Source organism: Thalassospira sp. (genome assembly GCF_040218635.1).
In the GTDB taxonomy this organism is placed as follows: Bacteria; Pseudomonadota; Alphaproteobacteria; order Rhodospirillales; family Thalassospiraceae; genus Thalassospira.
The window spans coordinates 24,955-48,344 of the sequence record NZ_JAVJRB010000010.1 but is presented as its reverse complement, the minus strand read 5'-3'; the positions used below and the strand labels follow the sequence as shown (position 1 = coordinate 48,344).

At 52.9% G+C, this 23,390-nt stretch carries 20 protein-coding genes; 12 read left to right on the top strand and 8 right to left on the bottom strand.

From position 1 onward, the window contains the following. Entirely contained in the window at positions 1-945 is a 945-nt protein-coding gene (locus RIC05_RS10755; RefSeq protein ID WP_350047319.1) for a ParA family protein, read from the bottom strand. Positions 946-1,110: 165 nt separating this feature from the next. Between RIC05_RS10755 and RIC05_RS10750 the strand changes: the two genes are divergently transcribed. Both RIC05_RS10750 and RIC05_RS10745 read left to right on the top strand, forming a co-directional pair. Then, a complete protein-coding gene (locus tag RIC05_RS10750) occupies positions 1,111-2,787 on the top strand; it encodes an FMN-binding glutamate synthase family protein (RefSeq protein WP_350047320.1) in 1,677 nt (558 codons plus the stop codon). A 15-nt stretch (positions 2,788-2,802) separates the two neighbouring features. After that, positions 2,803-3,156 carry a VOC family protein gene (locus RIC05_RS10745; protein WP_350047321.1) on the top strand — a complete coding sequence of 118 codons (354 nt, stop codon included), beginning with the start codon at positions 2,803-2,805 and terminating at the stop codon, positions 3,154-3,156. 35 nt (positions 3,157-3,191) lie between these two features. On the opposite strand, the gene RIC05_RS10740 is transcribed toward RIC05_RS10745, so the two are convergent. The 4 genes from RIC05_RS10740 to RIC05_RS10725 all read right to left on the bottom strand — a co-directional run bounded on the left by RIC05_RS10740 (position 3,192) and on the right by RIC05_RS10725 (position 6,842). Further along, positions 3,192-3,449, bottom strand: a complete 258-nt coding sequence (locus RIC05_RS10740) for a YjhX family toxin (RefSeq protein WP_350047322.1) — start codon at positions 3,447-3,449, stop codon at positions 3,192-3,194. A gap of 257 nt (positions 3,450-3,706) precedes the next feature. Next, complete coding sequence (locus tag RIC05_RS10735; protein WP_350047323.1) at positions 3,707-4,183, bottom strand: GNAT family N-acetyltransferase; 477 nt, start codon at positions 4,181-4,183, stop codon at positions 3,707-3,709. A gap of 172 nt (positions 4,184-4,355) precedes the next feature. Beyond that, positions 4,356-5,315 carry a sensor domain-containing diguanylate cyclase gene (locus tag RIC05_RS10730; protein WP_350047324.1) on the bottom strand — a complete coding sequence of 320 codons (960 nt, stop codon included), beginning with the start codon at positions 5,313-5,315 and terminating at the stop codon, positions 4,356-4,358. Between the two features lie 117 nt (positions 5,316-5,432). Further along, positions 5,433-6,842 (bottom strand): branched-chain amino acid ABC transporter permease, encoded by a 1,410-nt coding sequence (locus tag RIC05_RS10725; protein ID WP_350047325.1) that lies wholly within the window; start codon positions 6,840-6,842, stop codon positions 5,433-5,435. Between the two features lie 231 nt (positions 6,843-7,073). On the opposite strand from RIC05_RS10725, the gene RIC05_RS10720 reads away from it, so the two are divergent. Next, positions 7,074-7,781, top strand: a complete 708-nt coding sequence (locus RIC05_RS10720) for a TIGR00266 family protein (protein WP_350047326.1) — start codon at positions 7,074-7,076, stop codon at positions 7,779-7,781. A 242-nt stretch (positions 7,782-8,023) separates the two neighbouring features. Further along, on the top strand, positions 8,024-9,427 hold the full coding sequence (locus RIC05_RS10715) for an FAD-linked oxidase C-terminal domain-containing protein (protein ID WP_350047327.1): 1,404 nt from the start codon (positions 8,024-8,026) through the stop codon (positions 9,425-9,427). Positions 9,428-9,489: 62 nt separating this feature from the next. Here the strand turns inward: RIC05_RS10715 and RIC05_RS10710 are convergent, their stop codons facing one another. Together RIC05_RS10710 and RIC05_RS10705 are read right to left on the bottom strand one after the other, a co-directional pair. Further along, on the bottom strand, positions 9,490-10,590 hold the full coding sequence (locus RIC05_RS10710; protein WP_350047328.1) for a lipid A deacylase LpxR family protein: 1,101 nt from the start codon (positions 10,588-10,590) through the stop codon (positions 9,490-9,492). Between the two features lie 200 nt (positions 10,591-10,790). Then, positions 10,791-11,639: a DUF2189 domain-containing protein gene (locus RIC05_RS10705; protein WP_350040716.1), complete on the bottom strand. Its 849-nt coding sequence runs from the start codon at positions 11,637-11,639 to the stop codon at positions 10,791-10,793. Between the two features lie 478 nt (positions 11,640-12,117). On the opposite strand from RIC05_RS10705, the gene RIC05_RS10700 reads away from it, so the two are divergent. The 7 genes from RIC05_RS10700 (at position 12,118) to queG (ending at position 22,233) form a co-directional block, all read left to right on the top strand. Next, the gene (locus RIC05_RS10700) at positions 12,118-15,735 is read left to right on the top strand and encodes an AsmA family protein (RefSeq protein ID WP_350047329.1); all 3,618 of its coding nucleotides are present in this window, start codon (positions 12,118-12,120) and stop codon (positions 15,733-15,735) included. A 171-nt stretch (positions 15,736-15,906) separates the two neighbouring features. Continuing rightward, the gene (locus tag RIC05_RS10695; protein WP_502989548.1) at positions 15,907-17,433 is read left to right on the top strand and encodes an inorganic phosphate transporter; all 1,527 of its coding nucleotides are present in this window, start codon (positions 15,907-15,909) and stop codon (positions 17,431-17,433) included. 231 nt (positions 17,434-17,664) lie between these two features. Further along, positions 17,665-18,210 (top strand): queuosine precursor transporter, encoded by a 546-nt coding sequence (locus RIC05_RS10690; protein ID WP_350047331.1) that lies wholly within the window; start codon positions 17,665-17,667, stop codon positions 18,208-18,210. 91 nt (positions 18,211-18,301) lie between these two features. Further along, positions 18,302-19,354: a tRNA preQ1(34) S-adenosylmethionine ribosyltransferase-isomerase QueA gene (queA, locus tag RIC05_RS10685; protein ID WP_350047332.1), complete on the top strand. Its 1,053-nt coding sequence runs from the start codon at positions 18,302-18,304 to the stop codon at positions 19,352-19,354. A 6-nt stretch (positions 19,355-19,360) separates the two neighbouring features. Further along, positions 19,361-20,503, top strand: coding sequence for a tRNA guanosine(34) transglycosylase Tgt (tgt, locus tag RIC05_RS10680; RefSeq protein ID WP_350047333.1), 1,143 nt, complete (start codon positions 19,361-19,363; stop codon positions 20,501-20,503). 4 nt (positions 20,504-20,507) lie between these two features. Continuing rightward, positions 20,508-20,975, top strand: a complete 468-nt coding sequence (queF, locus tag RIC05_RS10675) for a preQ(1) synthase (RefSeq protein WP_350047334.1) — start codon at positions 20,508-20,510, stop codon at positions 20,973-20,975. 112 nt (positions 20,976-21,087) lie between these two features. Further along, entirely contained in the window at positions 21,088-22,233 is a 1,146-nt protein-coding gene (gene queG, locus RIC05_RS10670) for a tRNA epoxyqueuosine(34) reductase QueG (protein ID WP_350047335.1), read from the top strand. A 15-nt stretch (positions 22,234-22,248) separates the two neighbouring features. On the opposite strand, the gene RIC05_RS10665 is transcribed toward queG, so the two are convergent. Further along, positions 22,249-23,028 (bottom strand): phosphodiesterase, encoded by a 780-nt coding sequence (locus RIC05_RS10665; protein WP_350047336.1) that lies wholly within the window; start codon positions 23,026-23,028, stop codon positions 22,249-22,251. Between the two features lie 75 nt (positions 23,029-23,103). Here RIC05_RS10665 and RIC05_RS10660 point away from each other — a divergent pair, with 75 nt between their 5' ends. Further along, positions 23,104-23,379 (top strand): ribbon-helix-helix domain-containing protein, encoded by a 276-nt coding sequence (locus tag RIC05_RS10660; protein WP_350047337.1) that lies wholly within the window; start codon positions 23,104-23,106, stop codon positions 23,377-23,379. Positions 23,380-23,390: the final 11 nt, after the last annotated feature.

Here is a 23,390-nt window from a genome sequence, read left to right as displayed (position 1 = left end):
CTAGGTGTTTGCCTTTTCGATTAAAGTCGCGATCTCTTCTGATACTGCGTAAAGATTGCGGAAGGCTGTCGTGCTGTATGGTTTGCCGCTGTTCCATACAAAACCAGTTCCTTCTTGAGGGTCGCCAAATATTTTATAATTTTTCAACGTGTTCTTTAAGCAGTATTTTGAGTACCTCGGGTTTGATCGGATTTGCGACTCTTCAGTGGAAATGCCTTTTGTGCTAGTTTTATTGAACAATATGTGTGGCTTAATGTGCGCCCCTTCTCTGATTTTGTTGTTGATGAACGTCATCATTAAGCCAATGCCTCGTGTGGCGTAGTACTGTGGAACAACAGGTATGATGACGTGGTCAGAATTCGATAGGGAAGTTTGAGTAAATATTGATCCAGCAGGGTGGCAGTCTATTATTATCACGTCATAAAGTTTTCTAGATTCAGTTATGAATTTCCGGAATCTGTCGTGTATCGGTTTTGTTTTTTTGTTCGAGTTTGCTAGAGCAATGTACATTAGATCTAATGTTGCTGGTATTACATCTAGGGATCTTTCTTTTTTGGAATAAAAGTTTACAGATATATCTTTTGCTTTTGGGGGATTCGTGCTCCCTGGGGCATTGATGGTGAAGGGATCTTTTTCTTCGTGGTCGTCTGTTAAAATCGATAAAGTTGTCTTGTTATTTTTCTCTAAAGAAAAGTATTTCTCGGAAGGGATCATTGACTGTGAAAGGTTGAACTGCGGATCGTAATCGATTAGCAGAATTTTTTTGCTTTCACCTGATGGCGTTAACTTGTATCGAGCTAGCATTCCCGCAATATGCATGGATACAGTTGTTTTTCCAACGCCGCCCTTCATGTTCATGACCGTTATAACTGATGACATTGTCCTGAAGCCGGTTGCTATTTTCCCAATAAATACACCATAGTGATATAAAAGGTGTTCTTTCAATATCTATTTGGTTGAGATGTTCTTTGTCTGCATGCGGAGATTGTATTCTTGGTTTTGGTATCATGAGCGGGCATTCGGACCATTTGAGAAAACATACAGCTGTACTTAGTTTGGCGTGAACGGACTTATGTCGATTTTCTGCCTAGTATTGGAGGTGGTCGAAGGTTGAAATTCTTGATCTTGAACCAACGCTATTTTGTCATTGGCGGCGTTGCGCTTTTGACAGCCGTCTTTGTGATCTGTGCCAGCGTGGTCAACAGTTGGTTCTGGGTGCCTGCCATCATCTTTGGCGCCCTGTTGCTGGTCGGGTTTCATGACTTGCGTCAGAACAAGCATTCTATCCTGCGCAACTATCCGATCAGCGCGCATATCCGCTTTATCCTTGAAAGTTTCCGCCCGGAAATTCGCCAATATCTGCTGGAAAGCGACCGTGATGAAATCCCGTTTAGCCGGCAGGCGCGTGGCCTGGTCTATCAACGTGCCAAGGGTGCCGAAGACAAACGCCCGTTTGGCACCATCGAAGATGTCTATAAATCCGGTTATGCGTGGCTGACCCATTCGGTCGCCCCGACCACGATCACCGATAGCGATTTTCGCGTTCGCATCGGCGGCCCCGAGTGTAAGCAACCCTATCAGGCAAGCCTTTATAACATCTCGGCGATGAGTTTCGGCTCTTTGTCGGGCAATGCGATTTTGGCGCTGAACAAGGGGGCGAAGAAGGGCGGCTTTGCCCATGACACCGGCGAAGGCAGCGTTTCACGCTATCACCGCGAAGGCGGCGGGGATTTGATCTATCAGGTGGCATCGGGTTATTTCGGGTGTCGCAATGATGATGGCACGTTCTCCGAAGAACGCTTTGCCGAAACAGCCGCCGACCCGCAAGTCAAAATGATCGAACTGAAACTAAGCCAGGGGGCCAAGCCCGGCCATGGCGGCATGTTGCCGGCCGCCAAAATCACCAAGGAAATTTCCGAAGCACGCGGCATCCCGATGGGTGTTGATTGCATATCGCCTGCCGCGCACAGCACATTTTCCACCCCGATTGGCTTGATGGAGTTCATCGGAAAATTGCGGGATCTTTCAGGCGGCAAGCCGGTCGGGTTTAAACTTTGTATCGGGCATCGCCGCGAGTTTATGAGCATCTTAAAAGCCATGCTGAAAACCGGCATTGTGCCCGACTTCATCGTTGTTGACGGTAAGGAAGGCGGCACCGGGGCCGCCCCGGTTGAATTTGCCAATCATGTCGGCATGCCGATGCATGAAGGCCTGACATTCGTTCACAATGCCCTGCGCGGGGCGGGCCTTCGTGAACAGGTCAAAGTCGGCGCGGCGGGCAAGATCGTGTCGGCCTTTGACATCGCGCGGACCCTTGCCCTTGGGGCGGACTGGTGTAATGCCGCGCGTGGGTTCATGTTTGCACTGGGCTGCATTCAGGCCCAGTCATGCCACACCAATTGCTGCCCGGTTGGCATCGCGACACAGGATAAAATCCGCCAACGCGCCCTTGATCCGGGTGATAAAAGCGAACGTGTTGCACGGTTCCATAAAAACACCATGCATGCGCTGGCGGAAATTACCGGGGCGGCGGGCCTGCATGACCCACGCAATTTCATGCCCTATCACTTTATGGTCCGCCAAAAAGACAACGAGTTTCTGGATGGCAACGAAGCCTATCCCTATTTGCCAGAAGGTTTCTTGTTGGCTGAAACCGAAATCGAAGAGCTTTCTGACTGGCATTCGCGCTGGGACCGGGCATCGCCTGAAACCTTCGCGCCCAAGGAAATCCCGTTCGGGCCGTATAAGCGTCTTAAGGATGATGCCGATACGAAGGCAGCACAGTAACAGGAAGCGTGTGACATGGCCGTCAAACGGATCGTTTCAAATTTCGCCGTTGCGGATATCGCCAAGGCCAAAGCCTTTTACGAGGATATTCTGGGTCTTTCGACCGTCATGGATCATGGCTGGATCAGGACATTCGCCGCATCTGGTGAAACCATGACCACACAGGTCAATTTTGCGACCGAAGGCGGGTCGGGTACCCCGGTGCCCGATATGTCGATTGAGGTCGATGATCTGGAAGAAACACTGGCCCGGATGCAGGCCGCCGACATTGAAATCGAATATGGCCCGGTCGATGAACCATGGGGTGTCCGGCGGTTTTATGTTCGGGACCCGTTTGGCATGCTGGTCAATATCGTCACCCACAAATAGTAAGGCCCGGCTGCAAAAACAGCCGGGCTTTGCCATTAGCGTTGAAACAATTCTGCGCGCACCGCAAGCAGCCCTTCGCGGGTGATGCGATACGGCGCACCACCACGTGAGCGGATCAGGCGGCGTTTGCGCAGTTTCTTGAAAACCTCGATCGTGCAGTCGGTTAGAAGCCAGCCGTCACGTGTGATGCAATCTGCTTCGAGGATATGGTTTTTGTCGTCCTTGATCACTTTGATCAGGCCGCCCTGTGCGAGTGCATGAAGCACGCGCTGTTCATTTTTCGATATATTCAATGGTCAGAGTCCGAAAACCAGTAAGAAAAGCGGTTTCCGATCGGGACGGGCACAACAGTACCGGTCACGCACGCCAAAACAATGTTCAGGCAGGCGATCCGATCTGCTGATCAGCGGTCTTCAAGGGATAAAGCCAGATCCAAATTCATTGGACCGGGCTTTGGGCTGTCAAACCGCGATCAGCGGCTGTGCCGGGTCTCTGACATAAAAGCTCCGATTAAATTCAGGGCGCAAAATGTCGTTTTGCGCCCCTGTTGTCAAGCAGCACGCTGCATTTCCACGGTCGGGATATCGCGGCCGGGGACCGGGCCGGTCACGAGGAAACCGAACTTGCGGTAAAAGGCTTTGGCGCGTTCATTATGGGCGACCACGGTCAGGCGCACATTGCTGCGCGGGCCTTTTTCGGCCAGGGCATCAAGGGCGGCAATCATCAATGCCTTGCCCGCACCGCTGCCATGGGATGCCGGATCGACGATGATCCATTCGATTTCTGGCACTTCATGAATGGCAATGACATAGCCCAGAAGTGTATCGTCCGCAGTGGCGACATAGACCGAATGATTGTCACTGGTAAGAGCAGACTCAAAAACACTGGTCGAGCTGTCAACATAGGTGGCGACCGTCATTGTCACGGCATCGCCCATGCCATCGCTGAAATAGGTTGCATCCGTTGCCCGTTTGGTCAGGTCGCGGATGACGGGAAGGTCGTCGGCAGTGCCTTTGCGGATCTGCATTTTTATAAGCTCGTGATCGTTATTTTTATGTGGGACTTTGCGCCCGGTCGGGAGTCTGCCCTAAAAACCATACCATGTCGTTAATACCGGGCAGGGGAAGACGGATTTTTCCCAGAGACTTAACGCAAAAATAGGCGGTTTCCGGCCAAATACTGGCAAAATATGCCCGACGTTATTTATTTTTGCGCTGTCGTTTGTCGCGATACATTTCAAGATCCGCTGCCGCCATCATGTCTTCAAGGCTTTGGGTCAGCGGATCAAAAAACACCGACGCGCCGGAACTGACTTCCGGGGTTTCCTGAATAGGGGATTTTGCATTCGGTACGATCAATTTGGCGTGGGCCAATGCGTTGCGGACCCGGGTAATGATGGTCGTCAGGTCTCCACGGTTGCGCACATAGCCGAGAACAGCAAACTCGTCCCCGCCGACGCGACCGCAAATATCAACCTCGCGAATGCTTTGAGTAATCGCCTCGGCAACAGCGCGAAGCGCTGCATCACCGGCGGCATGGCCGTAATCATCGTTCCAGTGTTTCATCCGGTCGAGATCGATAAAAATGATCCCGATATTGTGCTTATAGCGTTTGGCAATGCGGATTTTCTGTTCGGCAAGCAATTCGAACCCCGCGCGGTTGTTTAACCCGGTCAACGGATCGCTCATCGACAGGTTGCGCATGATTTCAAACTGTTCATACAGCTTTAAATCGGCTTCGATCAAATCACGGAAAACACCCATCAGTTCAATAAGGGTCTCGTCATAGCCGGTTGGCTTCTTGTCAAAGACGCACAGCGTTCCAAATACCTCGCCATTGGGCCAGAAAAGCGGAATGCCGAAATAAGACACATAGCCGATTTCAATCAGTTCCGGATTATCCGCCCATTCTGCTTTGCCCGTCGCGTCGGGTTCGTAATGGGATGCTTTTGATTGCACAACGCGACGGCAATAGATGTTGGAGTCAATTGGCTCGGCCTTGCCGGAAACTTTGGGATAGGGATTTTCGGCGTTCTGACTGGTCAGGACCGCGCGATAGCCATGGTCGGCATGATATTCAACAACGTAGCCTGCTGTTGCCCCCAACAAGGTCGTCATCAAATCAACAACTCGTTGCCACTTGGCAAGGGAGACGTCCATAGCCTCATCCTGTGTGATCCAGTCCAGTGTTTTTAGTGAGACCATGGTGTGTGCCTTCGCCGCATGTCATGTTGGTTGTTCAGGAAGCGCCCAGAGTAGTTTTTCAGGATCAGAACTTTATATTTGTCCGGAACGTGTTGAAAACAAGCTATCTTTTTCATCAGACACGCCCATAAGACCTCCGGGGCGCAGAACCAGAACAGCAGCAAGCAGTCCGAAAACCGCTACATCGCGATAGGCCCCGCCAAAATATCCGGACCAGAATGCCTCGCTCAGGCCAATGATAAATCCGCCAAGCCAGGCGCCACGCATATGTCCGATACCACCCAGAATTGCCGCAACCAGCGCCTTGAATCCGAAAAGTGTACCGGAGTGAAAGTTAATCACACCATAACGCAACGCCATGATCGCACCAGTTACACCACATAAAAATCCAGCCAATACAAAGCTTTGTGATTCAATTCGCTGTCGCGATACCCCGCAAAGGGCCGCCGCAACACGGTCCTGACTGATTGCACGCCATTGCTTTCCAAAACGGGTCTTTGCCATCACCCAGAACAATCCGGTCCCGATGATGATGGCCATGCCAATCGACAGCAGATCAAATCCCAGAACATGGACGACGAAGTGATCGCTGCGTAACACCGGAATGGAAAATGACCAAAGTGGCGGCAGATTGAAATTCCGTGCCGATATCACGATGCGTACGAATTCCTGAATGAACAGCACACAACCAAGCGAGGCAACAATAACCGCCCGGCCCCCCGCAGCCTTGCGACCAAGCGGCCCGAATACAGTGCGCCATGTCAGATGGCTTAACCCCGATCCGACAAATGTCGCCGCAACGGTCGCGCCGACGACGATCCACCCGACATTCCAGCCAATATTGGATGACAGCAACAATCCGAAGATCACGGCAGACAGGGCGGCCGTCATAACGATTTCACCGAACGCCAGATTGATCCGTCCGATCAGGCCGTAAATCAGGGTAAAGGACATGGCCAGCAACCCATAGATCGCACCGCGTGATAGCCCGTTGATGGCAAGCTGCAGACCATAGGCGAATTTGGAGCCGACTTCTTGCACGTTTGGCAGCAACCCGTGCTGATCGGCATCGACATAACTGTCCAACGCAGCACGGCCAACGCGATCCAGCCAGAACCTGTTTAACAAGGTCAGATGCGCGGTCGACACATCCCCGAAACGGCTGGTTTCGATGCCGATAAGTCGGGCGGGATCGTTCGGGGTTTCGGGGGTGCTAAACAGGCAGGTGAAGCTGTGAATTGGCAAAGGTGCTTGGGGTGTTATCAGAGATGAGGATGCATCGTCCTTGGGTGTCGATGTCTGGTCTATCGTCGGGACGATTTGATAAAGCAGCGTGATGCGTGCCGGATCGGTGATGTCATCAAACCGGGTAAGCAGGCGGAATTTGGTTGTAGTATCTTCGATGCCCGGCAAGGCAATCCGGCAGACGGTATAGTTCCACGTATCAGATTTCTGGCAACCGGAAAGCATTGCTGCCAACATCGGCAGAAGCCAAAGAAAATTCCAAACATGCCAGTGTCGAAACCGTTGATGCACAGATGCCTCCGGCAAAATTCCGTGTTTGATATCCTGCGTGATTTTCAGCTTTTTACAAGCTGTCGGTTATGAAACGACCTGATTGTTGCCCCTTTTTCTTGCGATCAGCGACAACACGTTTCAGACTTGGCCACAGCATAAGAATTCAATGACAAATTCAAAACAGGAGACGCCCGCATGGCAGACGTGATCGACTATACGATCCATGGCGAAGAAATGCAGTTGGTAGAGATCGAACTTGATCCGGGCGAAGGGGTTCGGGCCGAAGCCGGTGCCATGATGTATATGGGCGATGGCATTGCCATGCAGACCGGAACGGGTGGGGGCATTTTCTCCGGGTTCAAACGCATGCTGACCGGCGAAGGGTTCTTTATCACAAGCTTTGTTCATGAAGGATCGGGCAAGGGGCATGTTGCCTTTGCCGCCCCCTATCCGGGCAAGGTCGTTCCGCTTGATCTGGCCGAACATGGTGGTGAAATCATTTGCCAGAAAGATGCGTTTCTCTGTGCCGCAGCGGGCATTGATATTGATATCGCCTTTTCCAAGAAACTGGGTGCTGGGCTGTTTGGCGGCGAAGGGTTCATTTTACAACGGCTAAGCGGTGATGGTTTGGCCTTCATGCATGCTGGCGGCACAATCATTCGCAAGGATCTGGCACCCGGTCAAACGCTTCGGGTTGATACCGGTGCCTTGGTCGCCATGACCCCGTTGGTTGATTATTCGATCAAATTTGTCGGCGGTTTCACCAATGCATTATTTGGCGGCGAGGGATTGTTTGTCACAACCCTTGAAGGGCCGGGGACAGTGTGGTTGCAAAGCCTGCCATTCTCGCGCCTGGCCGACCGCATTGCCGCAGCTTTGCCGCAAGATCGCAACAAGGGCTAAGCAGCGCCAGGCTTTGCTGTCTTTTACTGTGCGTTGATTTTTACGGAATGCATTTGGTTTTTGATCAATGCATCCCGCACAACGTGCAGATTTTTTGCCCTTTTCGGGTAAAAGGTAATACCAATTTTTGATATCCCGGCGTAGTCTATGCGCCCCTATCAAGGACAGCAGGGCTAAACCTCATATCATATGACTTGTTGCCCGGACCGCCACCAGGACCAAAGAGGCCAAAGAGTAAAACCATGTCAGATCGTCATTATGAACGCGTCGAAACCCCCGAAAGTCTGATCAATTCCTTGCGCGAAATGCTTGGGGATCGCCTTTCAACTGCGGCGGCTGTGCTGGAGCAGCATGGCAAGGATGAAAGCTGGCACGCATCTTCACCGCCCGATGCGGTTGTGTTTGCCACATCGACCGAAGAAGTCGCCGAAGTGGTCAAGCTGTGTGCGGCCCATGAGGTTCCGATTGTGCCCTTTGGTACCGGATCGTCGCTTGAAGGGCATGTTGCGGCTTTGCGCGGCGGGATCTGTATTGATCTGTCACGGATGGATGCGATCCTTGCGGTCCATAACGAAGACCTTGATTGCCGCGTTCAGGCCGGTGTGACCCGTGAACAGCTTAACGAACATTTGCGCGATACCGGTTTGTTCTTTCCGATTGATCCGGGGGCCAATGCATCGATTGGCGGCATGACCGCAACGCGGGCATCGGGAACCAATGCGGTGCGCTATGGCACCATGCGCGAAAATGTTCTGAGCCTGACCGTGGTGACGCCGGATGGCAAAATCATCAAAACTGCCAACCGGGCGCGCAAATCATCGGCGGGGTATGATCTGACCCGTTTGTTTGTCGGATCCGAAGGGACGCTTGGCGTGATCACGGAAATCGGGTTGAAGCTGTATGGCATCCCCGAAGCAATGTCGGCCGCCGTGTGTGCCTTCCCGTCGGTCGAGGCAGCTGTTGATACCGTCATCCTGACCATTCAGGCCGGCATTCCGGTGGCGCGGATCGAGTTGCTGGATAATTTGCAAATTCGCGCGATCAACAACTATTCGAAAACCGATCATAAAGAGGCGCCGACCCTGTTCTTTGAATTCCATGGCACCGAAGCCGGGGTGAAGGAGCAAGCCGAATTCGTTCAATCGGTTGCCGAAGAATATGGCGCAGAAGAATTCAAATGGGCCACCCGTCAGGAAGACCGCAACAAGCTTTGGGAAGCGCGCCATAAGGCATATTACGCGTCACTTCAGCTTGAACCGGGTAAGGCAGGCATGCCGACCGACGTTTGTGTGCCGATTTCAAAACTGGCCGAAGCGATTTCGGAAACCCGTGCCGATTGTGATGCCAGCCCGTTGACCTGCACCATTGTTGGTCATGTCGGGGATGGCAATTTCCACACCTTGATCCTGCTTGAGCCGGATGATCCCGTGCAAATGGCCGAAGCAAAACGTCTGCATGATCGCATGGTTGAACGTGCGCTGAAGCTTGGCGGGACCTGTACCGGTGAACATGGCATTGGCTATGGCAAGCTTGATTTTATGGTTGCCGAACATGGCGAAGACACCATTGCCCTGATGCGGACGATCAAAGCGGCGATTGATCCCAAGGGGCTAATGAATCCGGGCAAGCTTATTCCGGGCCTTTGATATCCTCATACAAATGCATGAGGTTGCAAAAGCGGGGCCATTTGGCCCCGTTTTTTTTATGACTAGAACCGGAATGACAGGGACACAGAGCCGAACTGATCGGCACCGCTTTGGGCGGTAAATTCGGCCGTGCGGTAAACGTGGGTGTAGGTCAGGCGGGCCTGACCAATGATCATGGCAACACCGACTTGCAAATCCCCGACCAAGGGTTCTTTGTCCACCGATGCGCTGTCGGCGAATGTGTTGCCATCAAGGGTGATGTCGCGAACAACATAGCGACCGGCAAAACCGGCAAACAAATAACCACTTACCGGGAAGCCTTCGGTATCCGGGGCAAAGAAATCTGATCCCGGCAGGCTTGGGCGAATGCGCGGCGGGCCGTAATCGGCAGGCAAATCAAACCCCATGCGAAACATCGTGCCCAGTTCGGCATTGGTAAACGCATTGCCAAGTGTCAGCGCCCCGTGGGGCGTTGCATCAAATTCGATCCCGGCAATGTCTGCTTCAAACCAGCTGCGATATTTACGTTCATAGGTCAGGCCAATGATCGGTTCGTTTTTGATCTGGTTGTCCCAGCCTTCGGGGCGCGGACTGTCGATCAGTTTGTGAACGAAATCCTGCGTTTTGTCGGCAAGCGAAGCCGGGCCGACAACGCCAAGTGTCAGCTCAAGCGTATCAATGCGCGAATAGTTGCTGACATCACCATTGCCCGCGTCTTCGCGTTGCAGTCCGGTATCGGACAAAAGCCCCGCCGTGCCATACAGCATGCCGGCCCATGGTCGGTCATTGGGCTGATTTTCTGCGATGGTAATATCATCAGGCGTGTACATGGTCTGGCCCAGCGAATAGCTGGTGCGAATGCGGCCCTGGGATGCAAAGAACGGCACCTTTTTCGCAATGTTCAGAAACGCTGCCGGTGCTGAATCCTCGGGCGAGACAAAGGCAAGTCGCACGCCATTGGTGTAATGCTGATCGCTGTTGGTTGGCGTGAACAGATCGTTCTCGACCGACAGGGACACACCCCATTTTTCATCAGGTGTGCGGGTTGATTGCGGCCCGTCTGCCGTGTCGGTTTGGGCATAGGCATCTTCTGCAAGTGCGATCAGGGCAAAAAGCGATGTTGAAACCGCGACAGCATGACGAATTGCAGGGGGACGGCGCATGATAAATTTATCTCGCAAATGCAGATGGTTGAATGGTGACTACCTGTTGACGGCAGATTGTGGACAATTTGCGGCAAGCTTTCCAGATATCATTTGAAGAATGCGATTTTGTCATGGTTGATGTCTTCACGAAAAACGCTGCCTTCTGGGGCAGCGTTTCTCATGATTGATGGGGAATGCAGTGTTGTTTGGATGCTTCTTCAGGGCACCTGACGGCGCAGCCGTGCGACATCCGCCTGACTGGTATCAATGATCCCGCGATAGGCATGCCAACTGGAATATCCGAGAAGTGGCATGATAACGGCCAATCCAAACATAAAGGCAATCATGCCGCAGGCCGACAGGATGGCAATGACGGCAGCCCAGCCGATCAGGACTTTCCAGTTTTTCTTGAATGCCGAGACGCTGATAATAACGGCGGTGATGACATCGACGTCGCGATCCACCAAAAGCGGGATCGAGACGACCGATATGGCAAAAACAATGATCGCAAGCGCCCCGCCAAGGATGCTGCCGGTGATCAGGAACGTGATGGCGTCCCGCGAAAAGAAGGTTTCCCAAACCAGCACATCCAGCGATGGCACGGTGCCATTGTAGAACAGTGCAAACAGCAACATCGCAATCCGTGTCCATGCCAAGAAGAACAGCATCAACACCACGCCGATTGCGCCGATCTGTCCGGGATTGCGTCGAAACCCATTCAGACTGTGCCACAGGGTGGCATTTTCACCCATTTCAAGGCGGCGGCTGGTTTCATACAACCCAACGGCAACCAAGGGTGCCAGCAGCATGAAGCCTGCTGCAAGCGGTAGGGTCAGATAGGGCTGCCCGGTGCGAAAGATGCTCAGCACGACAAGCCAGCCTGCCAGAACGCAAAAAGCCCCGTAACTTAGCCCGATGGCAGGCGTGCGTTTAAAATCGCGCCATCCGGCTTCAAGCCAGCTGCCAGATTGATCGGTGCTTATTTCGCGCACACCAATGCCATGTATGCGGTTTTCGATTGCGGCGTCCGGTGTCTTGTCTGGCGTTTCAATTGTTGTGTCGGTCATTTGTTTTAATCCTCCCTGTTGCATCTGCTGCAACGATCTTTCGTTCGGAATGAAAGTCAGGATTGAAATTATTGTTTTGTAAAATGTATCATTTTCGGTGCTGATTTCCAGTATCTAATTGATTTTAAAGTATGTATTTCACGTTCTAGTGATGCGCAGATGGGTATTTAGGGTTTTGTTTCCGTGCATTCCGGCCTAGTTTTGATCGATTAAAAATCATGTGGTTTTTGATCAGCGCTTGATCAAAGGGGCCTTCCAACTCACATGAAGGTGGATCACATGATAAAACGGGATCAAAGCCCATGGTTGGTGCAAAATTATCTCTGCCTGAAAGAAGCAACATTCTCTTGCCATTTTATGTTGCGACAGATTCCATGAGCCCTATGCTTTTAAGGTCCTGAACCTAGACTTAAAATCAAACCATTGAAGGTCACTGCCAGACGGCAGACTGATCTCGCGAGCAAGCGGAGCCTGACTGTTGAAAAAGATCCTTGCCGTTATCGGTGCGTTACTTGTGGTTCTTGTGGCCGCACTGCTGATCATTCCGTCATTGATTGACTGGAACGGATACAAGGCGCAGATCAGTCAAGCTGTGCGCGATGCAACCGGTCGTGACCTTGTGATTGCGGGCGATCTTTCAATGTCCTTGATCCCGTCGCCGTCGCTGTCTGCAGACGAGGTGAGTTTAAGCAACCTGGCCGGTGCGCAGGATGCCGAAATGGTATCGATTGGCGAGGTAAGGGTATCTGTTGCCCTGATGCCGCTTCTGACCGGCAATGTGCAGGTCAAGGAAGTCAGCCTGATTGATCCGGTTATTGCCATCGAAACATTTGAAGATGGTACCAACAATCTGGTGTTTGATCCGGCACAGGCCGCCCGTTCGGGCCCGGATGCCGGGACGATTACAATGCCCGCACCAAGTGATCAGGCATCTGATCAATCGCAAGAACAGGCAGGCAGTTCCGAGCAAGTCAGTGATGACGCGCAGGCCGGGGGCAGTGATTTCGCCAGCACCATTCAGGTTGACCGGCTTGAGATCGAAAATGCCACCATCATCTATCGTGCGCCGGGGTCTGTTGAACGTATCGAAGGTCTGACCATTGGTGTTTCGGCAGATACGCTAAATGGCCCGATGGAGGGTGAAGGTTACGTCTTTTATCGCGGCGTTCCTCTGACCTTTGGGTTCAATGTCGGGCAGATCAGCCAGACGTCACCCTTCCCGGTCAGTGTCAAGCTTGGTATCGATAAGGTTGATGGCGGTATTACGGTTGGCGGGCGTGTCGATCTTTCGTCCGATAGCCCAAGTTTTGATGGCCAAATCAATGGCGATTTCGAAGATCTGCGCCAAGCAGCGATTCGCATTGCGGGCGAAGGTGCGGATATTCCCGATGTGGCGGCCAAGCCATTGGATATTGGCGGGCACATTACAGCCGATGCCAAGTCTGTGACCTTGAACGATCTGTCGATCCGTTTTGGCGAAACACGTGGTTCTGGTGCAATTGCCATTGATCAGGAACCAAGCATGCGTGCGGATGTTGCGCTTCGTTTCAATCAGCTTGATCTTGATAGCATTCTGGTTCTGGCCGACATCAGCGATAAAGCGGCACAGAAAGCCAGCGGTTCTTCTGATTTAACGACTGGTGGGGGGGCTTCTTCGGACGGTGCGGCATCAGATGACGCGGGGGCAGCACAGTCCATTCCATCGCAAAGCTCGGTTAAAAAAGGGGCATCTGCGAATGCCCCGGCCATTCCGGCTGATTTAACCGCCTCGATCGATTTTGAGGTCGAGACGCTGATCTATAATCAAACACCAGTCCATAATGCGCGGATCAATGCCGCGATTGCGGATAGCAAAATTACCCTGAACGAGGTATCCGCAGGCCTTCCGGGCGGTACAGACCTTGCTGTGTTTGGCAGTATTTCCGGGCAGAAGCCGAAACTGAGTGCCGCCCTTAGCTATGAAATTGCGTCGGAAAACATCCGGGCTGTTATTCGTTGGCTTGGCGTTGATGTTGACGGGATACGTGCCGATCGTTTGCGCCGGTTCTCGTTAACTGGCGGGATCAAGGGATCGCCGGACCAGCTGAACGTTTCCGATCTTGATTTGCGCATTGACGATACGGCGATCCGCGGTGCGGTGGTTGCCAATCTAAGCGGTTCGGGGCTTCCGTCCCTAGGGATTGGCTTGAAGCTTGATCGGATCAATCTTGATCAGTATGTCGCCAGCACGCCGAGCAGCGATGCTGCGCAGAATGCCGGTTCGGGTTCATCTGATGCGGGCTCTTCTGGTGCGGATGGTGCGGCGACGACAACCTCGAATGCCAATGGCGAACCTGCCACAGGCAATGGCGATGATATCGTCAAGATGATCAAGGATGCCTTGGCGCCTCTTGATGGGTTGGCGGCGAACTATCGTCTTGCAGCGGACGAGATTATTTCATCGGGTGTTGCGGTACGTGGCATCAGCATTGATGGCAATATCAAAGGTGCCAATATCACGCTGAACAACTTTGCCATTGCCGATGCTGCCGGACTTGCCGCCAGTGCCAAGGGTGTCTTTAACGGTACGGCGGATATTCCGGCCTTTGAGAACCTGACGGTTCGGGTGACGGCCAAAACGCTTGAACCACTGGTCAAGCTGACGGGCATTAGCCTTCCGGCACCGGCAAGTGCCTATAAAAGCATTCAGGCAAATCTGGGCGTGAATGGTCCGGTAACGGGGCCGACACTTGATCTTGATGTGTCCAATCCGTTGCTGCAGGTCGCACTTGATGGTGTGGTTTCCGAAATGCTCGGTGCCAATCCGGGATTGACCGGAAAGCTGGCACTTCAGGCATCCAGCCTGAACCGGGCCTTGGATCTTTTGGCACCGGATTATAATCCGTCGGGCAATCTTGGCCGACTGGCGGTTTCAAGTGCGGTGAAGGGCAATGCGCAAAACATCAGCCTTGATGATTTGAAACTGGTTGTCGGTGCATTTGAAACTCAAGGCAACGTCAAGTTCGACGGATCACAGGCGCAGCCTAAACTGTCTGTGACCTTGTCAGGTGGAACGCTTGTGGTTGATCCGTTCCTGCCAGGGGAAAAGCGTGCCGGTTTGATGCCGGGTGCGGGCAGTGGTCCGCGTAAGGCCGCATTTAATCTGCCAGACCGTATCAATAATGTGACCCGTGTTGATGCCCGTGATGGCACACCGTGGGATGATACCGTCATTGACGTATCGGCATTGCGATCAATTGATGCGGATATTGCCATCGCACTGGATCAGCTTGATTTTGATACCTACAGCCTTGTGAAGCCTGATTTGAAGGCAACGCTGGTAAGCGGGCTTTTGACGATTGCCAATCTGAACGGTCTGCTGGGCGACGGTGATTTGGGGATTAATGGCACGTTTGATGCCCGAAATTCCGATGTGCCGCAATTGGCCCTGAAAGGCGCCCTTGATGGCGGGCGGATTGAAAAACTCGCCCCGATCAAAGTGGCCAATGACACCGTTCAAGGCGGGGCGAACCTTAAATTCGATGTCACTGCATCGGGCAATACTTCGCGTCGACTGGTTTCGGCATTGAACGGAACGGCTGATCTGGTGCTCAGCGACGTTCGGTTTAGCAATGCAAGCAAACGTTCGACCGATCCAAGCTTGAATATTCAGGCACTGCTTAGTCAGGGGCCGCAGGCAATGGTGGTTGAAGGGGTTGGCGACAACGATCTTCTGCAATCCTTGGAAGGTGACATTGTCATTACCAAGGGCATTGCCAAAACGACACGGGTCGAAGCAATTTCACGTGTTGGCACGGCGGACGCCGATGCGACACTGGATTTGCCGAAATGGATTATGGATACCCAGGCTGACTTTGATCTGTCGAAAAAGATCGAAGAATTGCCACCTTTCAGCGTTTACGCGAAAGGCAAAATTGATGATCCGGTGATCACTGGTCGCATGGATAAGATCGCGGTCAAGGTTCTGGACAATATTTTGGACAAGGCACTGGGGGGTAGCGGATCAAGCAGTGGTTCATCAGAATCAGGCGGCGGTTCGGCCGAAGATGCGGCCAAAGGATTGCTAAAAGGTCTGTTGAATCAATTCGGTCGCTGATCTTAGATACACATCTTTTCATCGAAAACGGCTCCACTTTGTGGGGCCGTTTTGTTTGATAAGTCAGGGGTTTGGGGAATGACTGTCACATAAGCGCAAAAAAACCTTAACAAAGTGCGTCTGCTTCGACATGATCCGCCCGACGATTCCCTTTGGTGGTAACGGTTGATTATGTCGGTAAAAAAAACTGCTCTGGATAAAGATCTCAAGTGGCAGAAGCGCATGGATGCGGGGATGGATCAAACCGCCTCGATCAGTGCAAAGCTTGGACTGGCTATTGTTTTCTTGCTGGCCTGTAGTGCGTTTGTTGCCTTTCACATGGGTGGCTTGCCGCAAAGTGGCTTCCTGATCGCTGCGGCAGTGATCGGTGGTTACATGGCACTGAATATCGGTGCCAACGACGTTGCCAACAATGTTGGTCCGGCGGTCGGTTCCAAGGCGCTGACGATGGTGGGCGCACTTCTGATTGCTGCGGTCTTTGAAGCGGCCGGTGCGATTATTGCCGGTGGCGATGTTGTCAGCACGATCAAGAACGGCATCATTGATCCAGCCCAAATGCCAGATACCCAGACCTTTATCTGGGCCATGATGGCAGCCCTTCTGGCAGCGGCACTTTGGTTGAACCTTGCGACCTGGCTTGGTGCGCCGGTATCAACCACCCATTCCATCGTTGGTGGGGTGATGGGCGCTGGTATGGCTGCTGTTGGCATTGGTGCGGTCAACTGGCCGACCATGGGAACGATTGCAGCAAGCTGGGTCATCTCGCCGGTTCTGGGTGGTTTGATTGCCGCAGGCTTCCTCGCCTTTATCAAATTCCGCATCATCTATACGGATGACCGTATCGCCGCAGCCCGCAAATGGGTTCCGATTTTGGTCGGTGTGATGGTGTCGGCCTTTACGGTCTATCTGATGATGAAGGGTGTGAAGAAAATCTGGAAGGCAGATACGTCGGTCGTGATTGCGATTGGTATTGCGGCCTTCTTCATAACCGTCATCCCGGTACGCAAGGCGGTCATTCGCGCATCTTCAACCATGAGCGGTCGCCGCAAAGAAATTGCATCGCTGTTTCGTATTCCCCTTATTGCGTCGGCAGCCTTGTTGTCCTTTGCGCATGGTTCAAACGATGTCGCCAACGCGATTGGCCCGCTTGCGGCCATCGTATCGGCAATTGACAGCGGTGAAATTGTGGCCTCGGCCCCGATCCCGATTTGGGTGATGGTGATTGGTGCAATCGGTATTTCTGCCGGTCTGATCCTGTTTGGTCCGAAATTGATCCGTACGGTCGGATCGAAAATCACCAAGCTTGATCCGATCCGTGCTTATACCGTCGCCCTGTCGGCAGCACTTACCGTGATTGTCGCCTCTGCCTTGGGGCTTCCGGTCAGTTCAACCCATATTGCGGTTGGCGCGGTGTTTGGCGTTGGATTCCTGCGTGAAAGCCTGTCACATCGTCGTCGTCAGCTGTCCCCGCCGATGTTGGTCGATGCCCCGGAAGGGGAGAAGACGAACGAGCATATCGAAGCCTTGCGTCAGATCGACCCGAACGAAGCAGAAAGAGCTGAACGGAAATTCCGTAAGCGTCTGTTGGTTCGTCGTCGTTATGCGGTGACGATTGCAACCGCCTGGGTGGTGACGGTTCCGGCTGGTGCGTTCCTTGGTGCTTTGCTGTTCTTCACCATTCGCGGCATCATGCTGTAATTAAAAAAGAATACTGTTTCGCGGCACTGTGCCCCATTTTTCCCCGGGGCGCATGCAGCGATCTGCAGCGGCGGTCAGGGTTTCCCTGATCGCCGTTTTTCCTTGACCCCTTGGGGGCTTGGGCGTAAACACCCGGCAACCAAAGTTGAAGAACCCCGGTTTTGATCGTCGCCCAATAAAGTGGGCCGCGAGATTTGTTATGCGTGGGGTGACCTTATGAAGGACATGAAGATGAAAGCGATCATTTTCGGCATTCTGGCCATGGCGCTAACCGTTGTCGCATCAAACATTCTGGTCGAATATCCGTTGCCGGGTGTTTTGGCCGATTGGCTGACCTATGGTGCCTTCACCTATCCGGTGGCATTTCTTGTAACCGATCTGACCAACCGCGCACGCGGGGCCGCAGCCGCACGCATTGTGGTTCTGGCAGGGTTTGCTTTGGCGGTTGTGTTGTCGCTGATTTTTGCAGACACGCGCATTGCCATTGCATCGGGGACGGCCTTCCTGATTGCCCAGATGCTTGATGTAACCATCTTTGACAAATTGCGTCGCGCCACCTGGTGGAAAGCACCGCTGGTGTCATCGGGGATCGGGTCGGCTGTTGATACGGCTTTGTTCTTTTCAATCGCGTTTGTTGGCACCGGTCTTCCGTGGGATACTTGGGCGTTGGGTGATTTCACCGCCAAGGTGATCATGGCACTGACCTGTCTGGCGCCATTCCGTTTGTTGATGACCGTGATCACACCACGCATAAATGCGGAACCGGCACAAGGCTGATATGCCTGCCATCGACTTGTGATTTTTGGCGAAGGGGCGCATAAAACGCCCCTTCGTTCGTTTCTCAATTAACCCGGAATAGCCCCGATCCATGAAAGTCGATCTGTTCGATTTCGAATTGCCACGTGAACGTATTGCTGAACATCCGGCAAACCCGCGTGATGCAGCCCGTATGCTTGATCTGTCTTCGGACGGAACAACCGATCGTATCGTGCGTGAATTGCCCGATATCCTGCGCGCCGGTGATTTGCTGATTTCAAACGATACCCGCGTTATTCCTGCGCGCCTGTTTGGCAAGCGCGGGGAGGCCAAGGTTGAAGTCACCCTGCATAAGCAAGAAGGTCTCGGGGTTTGGGTTGCCTTTGCCAAACCGGCCAAAAAGCTGCGTATTGGTGAAACGTTCTATGTGAACGATGAATTCGAAGCCGAAGTTCTTGATAAAAAGGATGGCGGCGAAGTTGTGCTTAAATTCAACCGGTCTGGTGCGGATTTAATTGCAGCACTAGAAAAATACGGTGTGATGCCATTGCCACCCTATATCCGTCGCGAAACCGGTGGTGATGATCAGGATAAATCTGATTATCAGACCATCTTTGCGCAAAAAGACGGTGCGGTTGCAGCCCCGACGGCGGGTTTGCATTTTACCCCGGAATTGCTGGCCAACCTTGATGCGCGCGGGATCAAGCGCCGCACGATTACGCTGCATGTCGGGGCGGGTACGTTTCTGCCGGTCAAGGTCGATGATACCGAAGACCATAAAATGCATGCCGAATGGGGATCGATCAGCAGCGAAATTGCCGGTCTGATCAATGAAACGCACGCCAATGGCGGGCGGGTGATTGCGGTCGGGACAACGTCCCTTCGGCTACTTGAAAGTGCGACGCGCGAAGACGGTATGGTTGAACCTTTCGAGGCGGAGACCGACATCTTTATCACACCGGGCTACAAGTTCCGTGCGGTCGATATGTTGTTGACCAATTTCCATCTGCCGCGCTCGACCCTGTTTATGCTGGTTGCGGCCTTTGCCGGGTTTGACCGGATGAAGGCGGCCTATGCCCACGCGATCGAAAACGAGTATCGTTTCTATTCTTATGGCGATTGCAGCTTGCTTGAATGCGCCAGTAAAATTGATGCACGGACATAATCTGACATGACCGAATTTCGCTATGAACTGCTTGCCCAAGATGGCAAGGCCCGTCTGGGGCGCATTCACACCGCACATGGCGTGATCGATACGCCAACCTTTATGCCGGTGGGAACAGCGGCGACGGTGAAGGGCATGTTGCCAGAGAATGTCGCTGATACGGGTGCGCAGATTTTGCTGGGCAATACGTATCATTTGATGCTGCGTCCCGGTGCAGAACGCATTGCGCGCCTTGGTGGCCTGCATAAATTCATGAACTGGGACAAACCGATCCTGACCGATAGCGGCGGGTATCAGGTGATGTCATTGGCGAAACTGCGCAAAATCACGGAAGACGGTGTGACCTTCAAAAGCCATATCGACGGGCGTAAGTTTAACCTGACCCCGGAACGCTCGATGGAGATCCAGCATTTGCTGGGATCGACCATCACCATGGCGTTTGATGAATGCACCCCGTTCCCGGCGACTGAACAGCAGGCCCGCGAAAGCATGCAGATGTCAATGCGCTGGGCAAAGCGGTCCAAGGATGCGTTTGTTGAACGTGAAGGCTATGCGCTTTATGGCATTCAGCAGGGCAGCGTATTCGAAAACCTGCGCCGCGAAAGTTCGGAAAAACTGACTGAGCTTGATCTTCCGGGTCATTCGGTTGGCGGGCTTGCGGTTGGCGAAGGTCAGCAGATCATGTTTGATACGCTTGATTTTTGCGTTGATATGTTGCCTGCCAACAAGCCGCGCTATTTGATGGGGGTTGGTAAGCCGTCTGATCTTGTTGGTGCTGTCATGCGCGGCATTGATCAGCTTGACTGCGTTCTTCCGACCCGATCGGGACGCAATGCACAGGCCTTTACCCATCACGGGACGTTGAATTTGAAAAATGGTCGTCATCGTGACGATGACCGTCCGCTTGATAATCAATGTGGCTGCCCGGCCTGCACGAAATATTCGCGCGCCTATTTGCACCACCTGATCAAGTCGGGTGAGATGCTGGGTGCGATGCTGCTGACCTGGCACAACCTTGCCTATTATCAGGATTTGATGCGCGGCATGCGCGAAGCCATTTCCGAAGGCCGCATGGATGCGTTTGCGCGTGATTTCCAGGCCGGTCAGGAAGGCGGGGATATCGATCCCGTGCCGATTATCGAGGATTAAGCACATGGCTGATCAAACCATCTATGACAACCTGACCATGCTGGGCAGCGATACGGCACAGCCGGCATCGCCGGACGAAGCCGTTCTTGAACGTGTCGCCAACCCGCAAGCCGGAACCGGTTATTGCGTGCGGTTTGTCGCACCGGAATTTACATCCCTGTGCCCGATGACAGGGCAGCCAGATTTTGCCCATCTGGTGATTGATTACATTCCCGGTGACTGGCTGGTGGAAAGCAAATCTTTGAAGCTTTTCCTGACCTCGTTTCGCAATCACGGATCATTCCACGAAGATTGCACGATCAAGGTCGCCAAACGCATTGTCGAAACGCTTGATCCGACATGGCTGCGCATTGGCGGATATTGGTATCCGCGTGGCGGCATCCCGATTGATGTGTTTTATCAGACGGGTGCTGCGCCAGAAGGTGTCTGGATTCCCGATCAGGGTGTCGCACCATATCGCGGACGCGGCTAAGCTGCTGCTTGCCTGTTCCTCAAAAAGGCCGCAGCATATTGCTTGCGGCCTTTTGCGTTATGGTTGGATGACGATATAAGGCAGCAGACAGACAAGGTGAGCGAGCACTATCATGACCGCCCAATCGGCAGATGCGATCACTTTTGACATGCTTGAGACCAAAGCCCGTGAAATCGGATTTGACGTCTGTGGGGTGGCGCGTCCGCAAATTGACCCGCGCAACCAAAAACGTCTGGATGAATTTGTTGCGGGTGGTGAATACGGATCGATGGTATGGATGAATGACCCGGAACGTTTGCCGCGCCGTCGTGATCCGGAAATGCTGTGGCCGGATGTGAAATCCGTGATCGTGCTTGGCAGCAATTATGGCCCGGCGGAAAACCCGATGGCATTGCTTGATCACCCGGACCGGGCGATGATTTCGGTCTATGCCAAGAACAAGGACTATCACGACCTGATCAAAAAGCGCCTGAAACAATTGGCGCGCTGGTTGGTCGAAAAATCCGGCGGGCGTGAACAGGTCAAAGTATTCGTTGATACTGCCCCGGTTCTGGAAAAGCCGCTTGGCCAAGCATCCGGGATTGGTTGGCAGGGCAAACATACCAATCTTGTGTCACGTGAATTTGGCAGCTGGCTGTTTCTTGGCGAGGTCTTTACGACCCTTGAGTTTGAGGAAGCATCGGCCGAGATTGATCATTGCGGGTCGTGTTCGAAATGCCTTTCGGCCTGTCCGACCGATGCGTTTCCAGCCCCCTATAAGCTTGATGCGCGCAAATGTATTTCATACCTGACGATTGAGCATGACGGGTTGATCCCGAAACAGTTTCGCAAACCCATGGGCAATCGCATTTATGGCTGTGATGATTGTCTGGCGGTCTGTCCATGGAACAAATTTGCCAGCCGGACTGAAGAACTGGCCTTTATCCCGCGTGCGGAACTGACTGCCCCCCGGTTGGCAGATTTTCTTGATCTGGATGACGGGGCGTTTCGGGCCTTCTTTACCGGATCACCGATCAAGCGGATTGGGCGTGCGAAGTTCCTGCGCAATGTATTGATTGCTGCGGGCAATAGCGGGACGCCAAACCTGATCCCCCGGATCGAAAAATTGCTGGCCGATGAAAGTGCTCTGATCCGGGGCAGTGCGATTTGGGCCTTGGCACAATTGATGGATGAAAACGGGTTTGAAACGCTAAAGGCCAAGCATCTTGACCGCGAAGCAGATCAGAGTGTTCAGGCGGAATGGGATCAGGCCGCATAGGCAGCCTGATCTTCCTCACATATCGAATTTCACGAAATCAAAGTGGTAGCGAAGCCCGCCCGTCGGGTCTGAAAAGGCAATGCCATAGCCCGGTCCAAGTGGATTGCGGTCTTCAAGTTCTTCTTCTTTTTCATGACGGAAATCAAGCGCTTCACCGCTTTGCGTGCTGTTGCCCAGAACAAACGGAACGCCAAGCCATGTCCCGGTTGCAGGGCGGTGCAAATGGCCAAAAAACAGGTGCTTGATCTGTGGGTTGATCGCGATGATTTCGCCCAGTTCCTTTTCCGCATCCAGACGAATGGTATCCATAAAAGGCAGGCCCATTTCAAATGGCGGATGGTGCATGAACAGAAATGTTGGCGTGTCCTTATGGGCGGTCAATTCATCGCGGAGCCACCCAAGACGCTTGTCGCATAATGTTCCGTGATGATGTCCCGGAACAATGCTGTCCATCATGACAAAGCGCACACCATCAAACGTTTGGCCGAAATTAACAAAGCCGTTGGCATCAACGGATGTGGTCGGGAAAGCATCCTTGAATGCTTCGCGGATGTCATGATTACCCGGAATGAGGATATAGGGGATGGCAAGGTCAGACAGGATATTGACCGCCTGTTCATATTGCTCTGGCGTGCCGCGATGGGTGATGTCGCCGGTTATCACACAGATTTCGGCATCGCGATGCAGCGCATTGATTTCACCGATGACTTTGCGCAAGGTTGCGGCGGCATCGGGATGGCGCGATCTGTCATTGCGGGCAAGAATATGAAGGTCGGAAAGATGTATGAATTTCATGACGATGCCCTATCATGGCGGAAAGCATTTGAAATCATGTTCGTTTTTTCAAAACATGCAAAGATATAAACGCCGATGGATGACACCGTTCGTAAAAGATCAGTGACAATTGCGGGCCACAGAACCAGTTTTTCACTTGAAGACGCGTTCTGGCAGGAACTTGTGGGTATTGCGGAACGCCGCGATATCACCATGGCGGAACTGGTTGTCGAAATTGATTCCGCACGCGACGGGAATCTTTCAAGTGCCTTGCGCCTTTTCATCCTGCGCGATCTTCAAAGCAAGTTGGCGGGGCAGGGGGACGGCGATGACACCATTTCACCAGACGACGATCCATTGGAACGAATCTAGGTAACGGTATC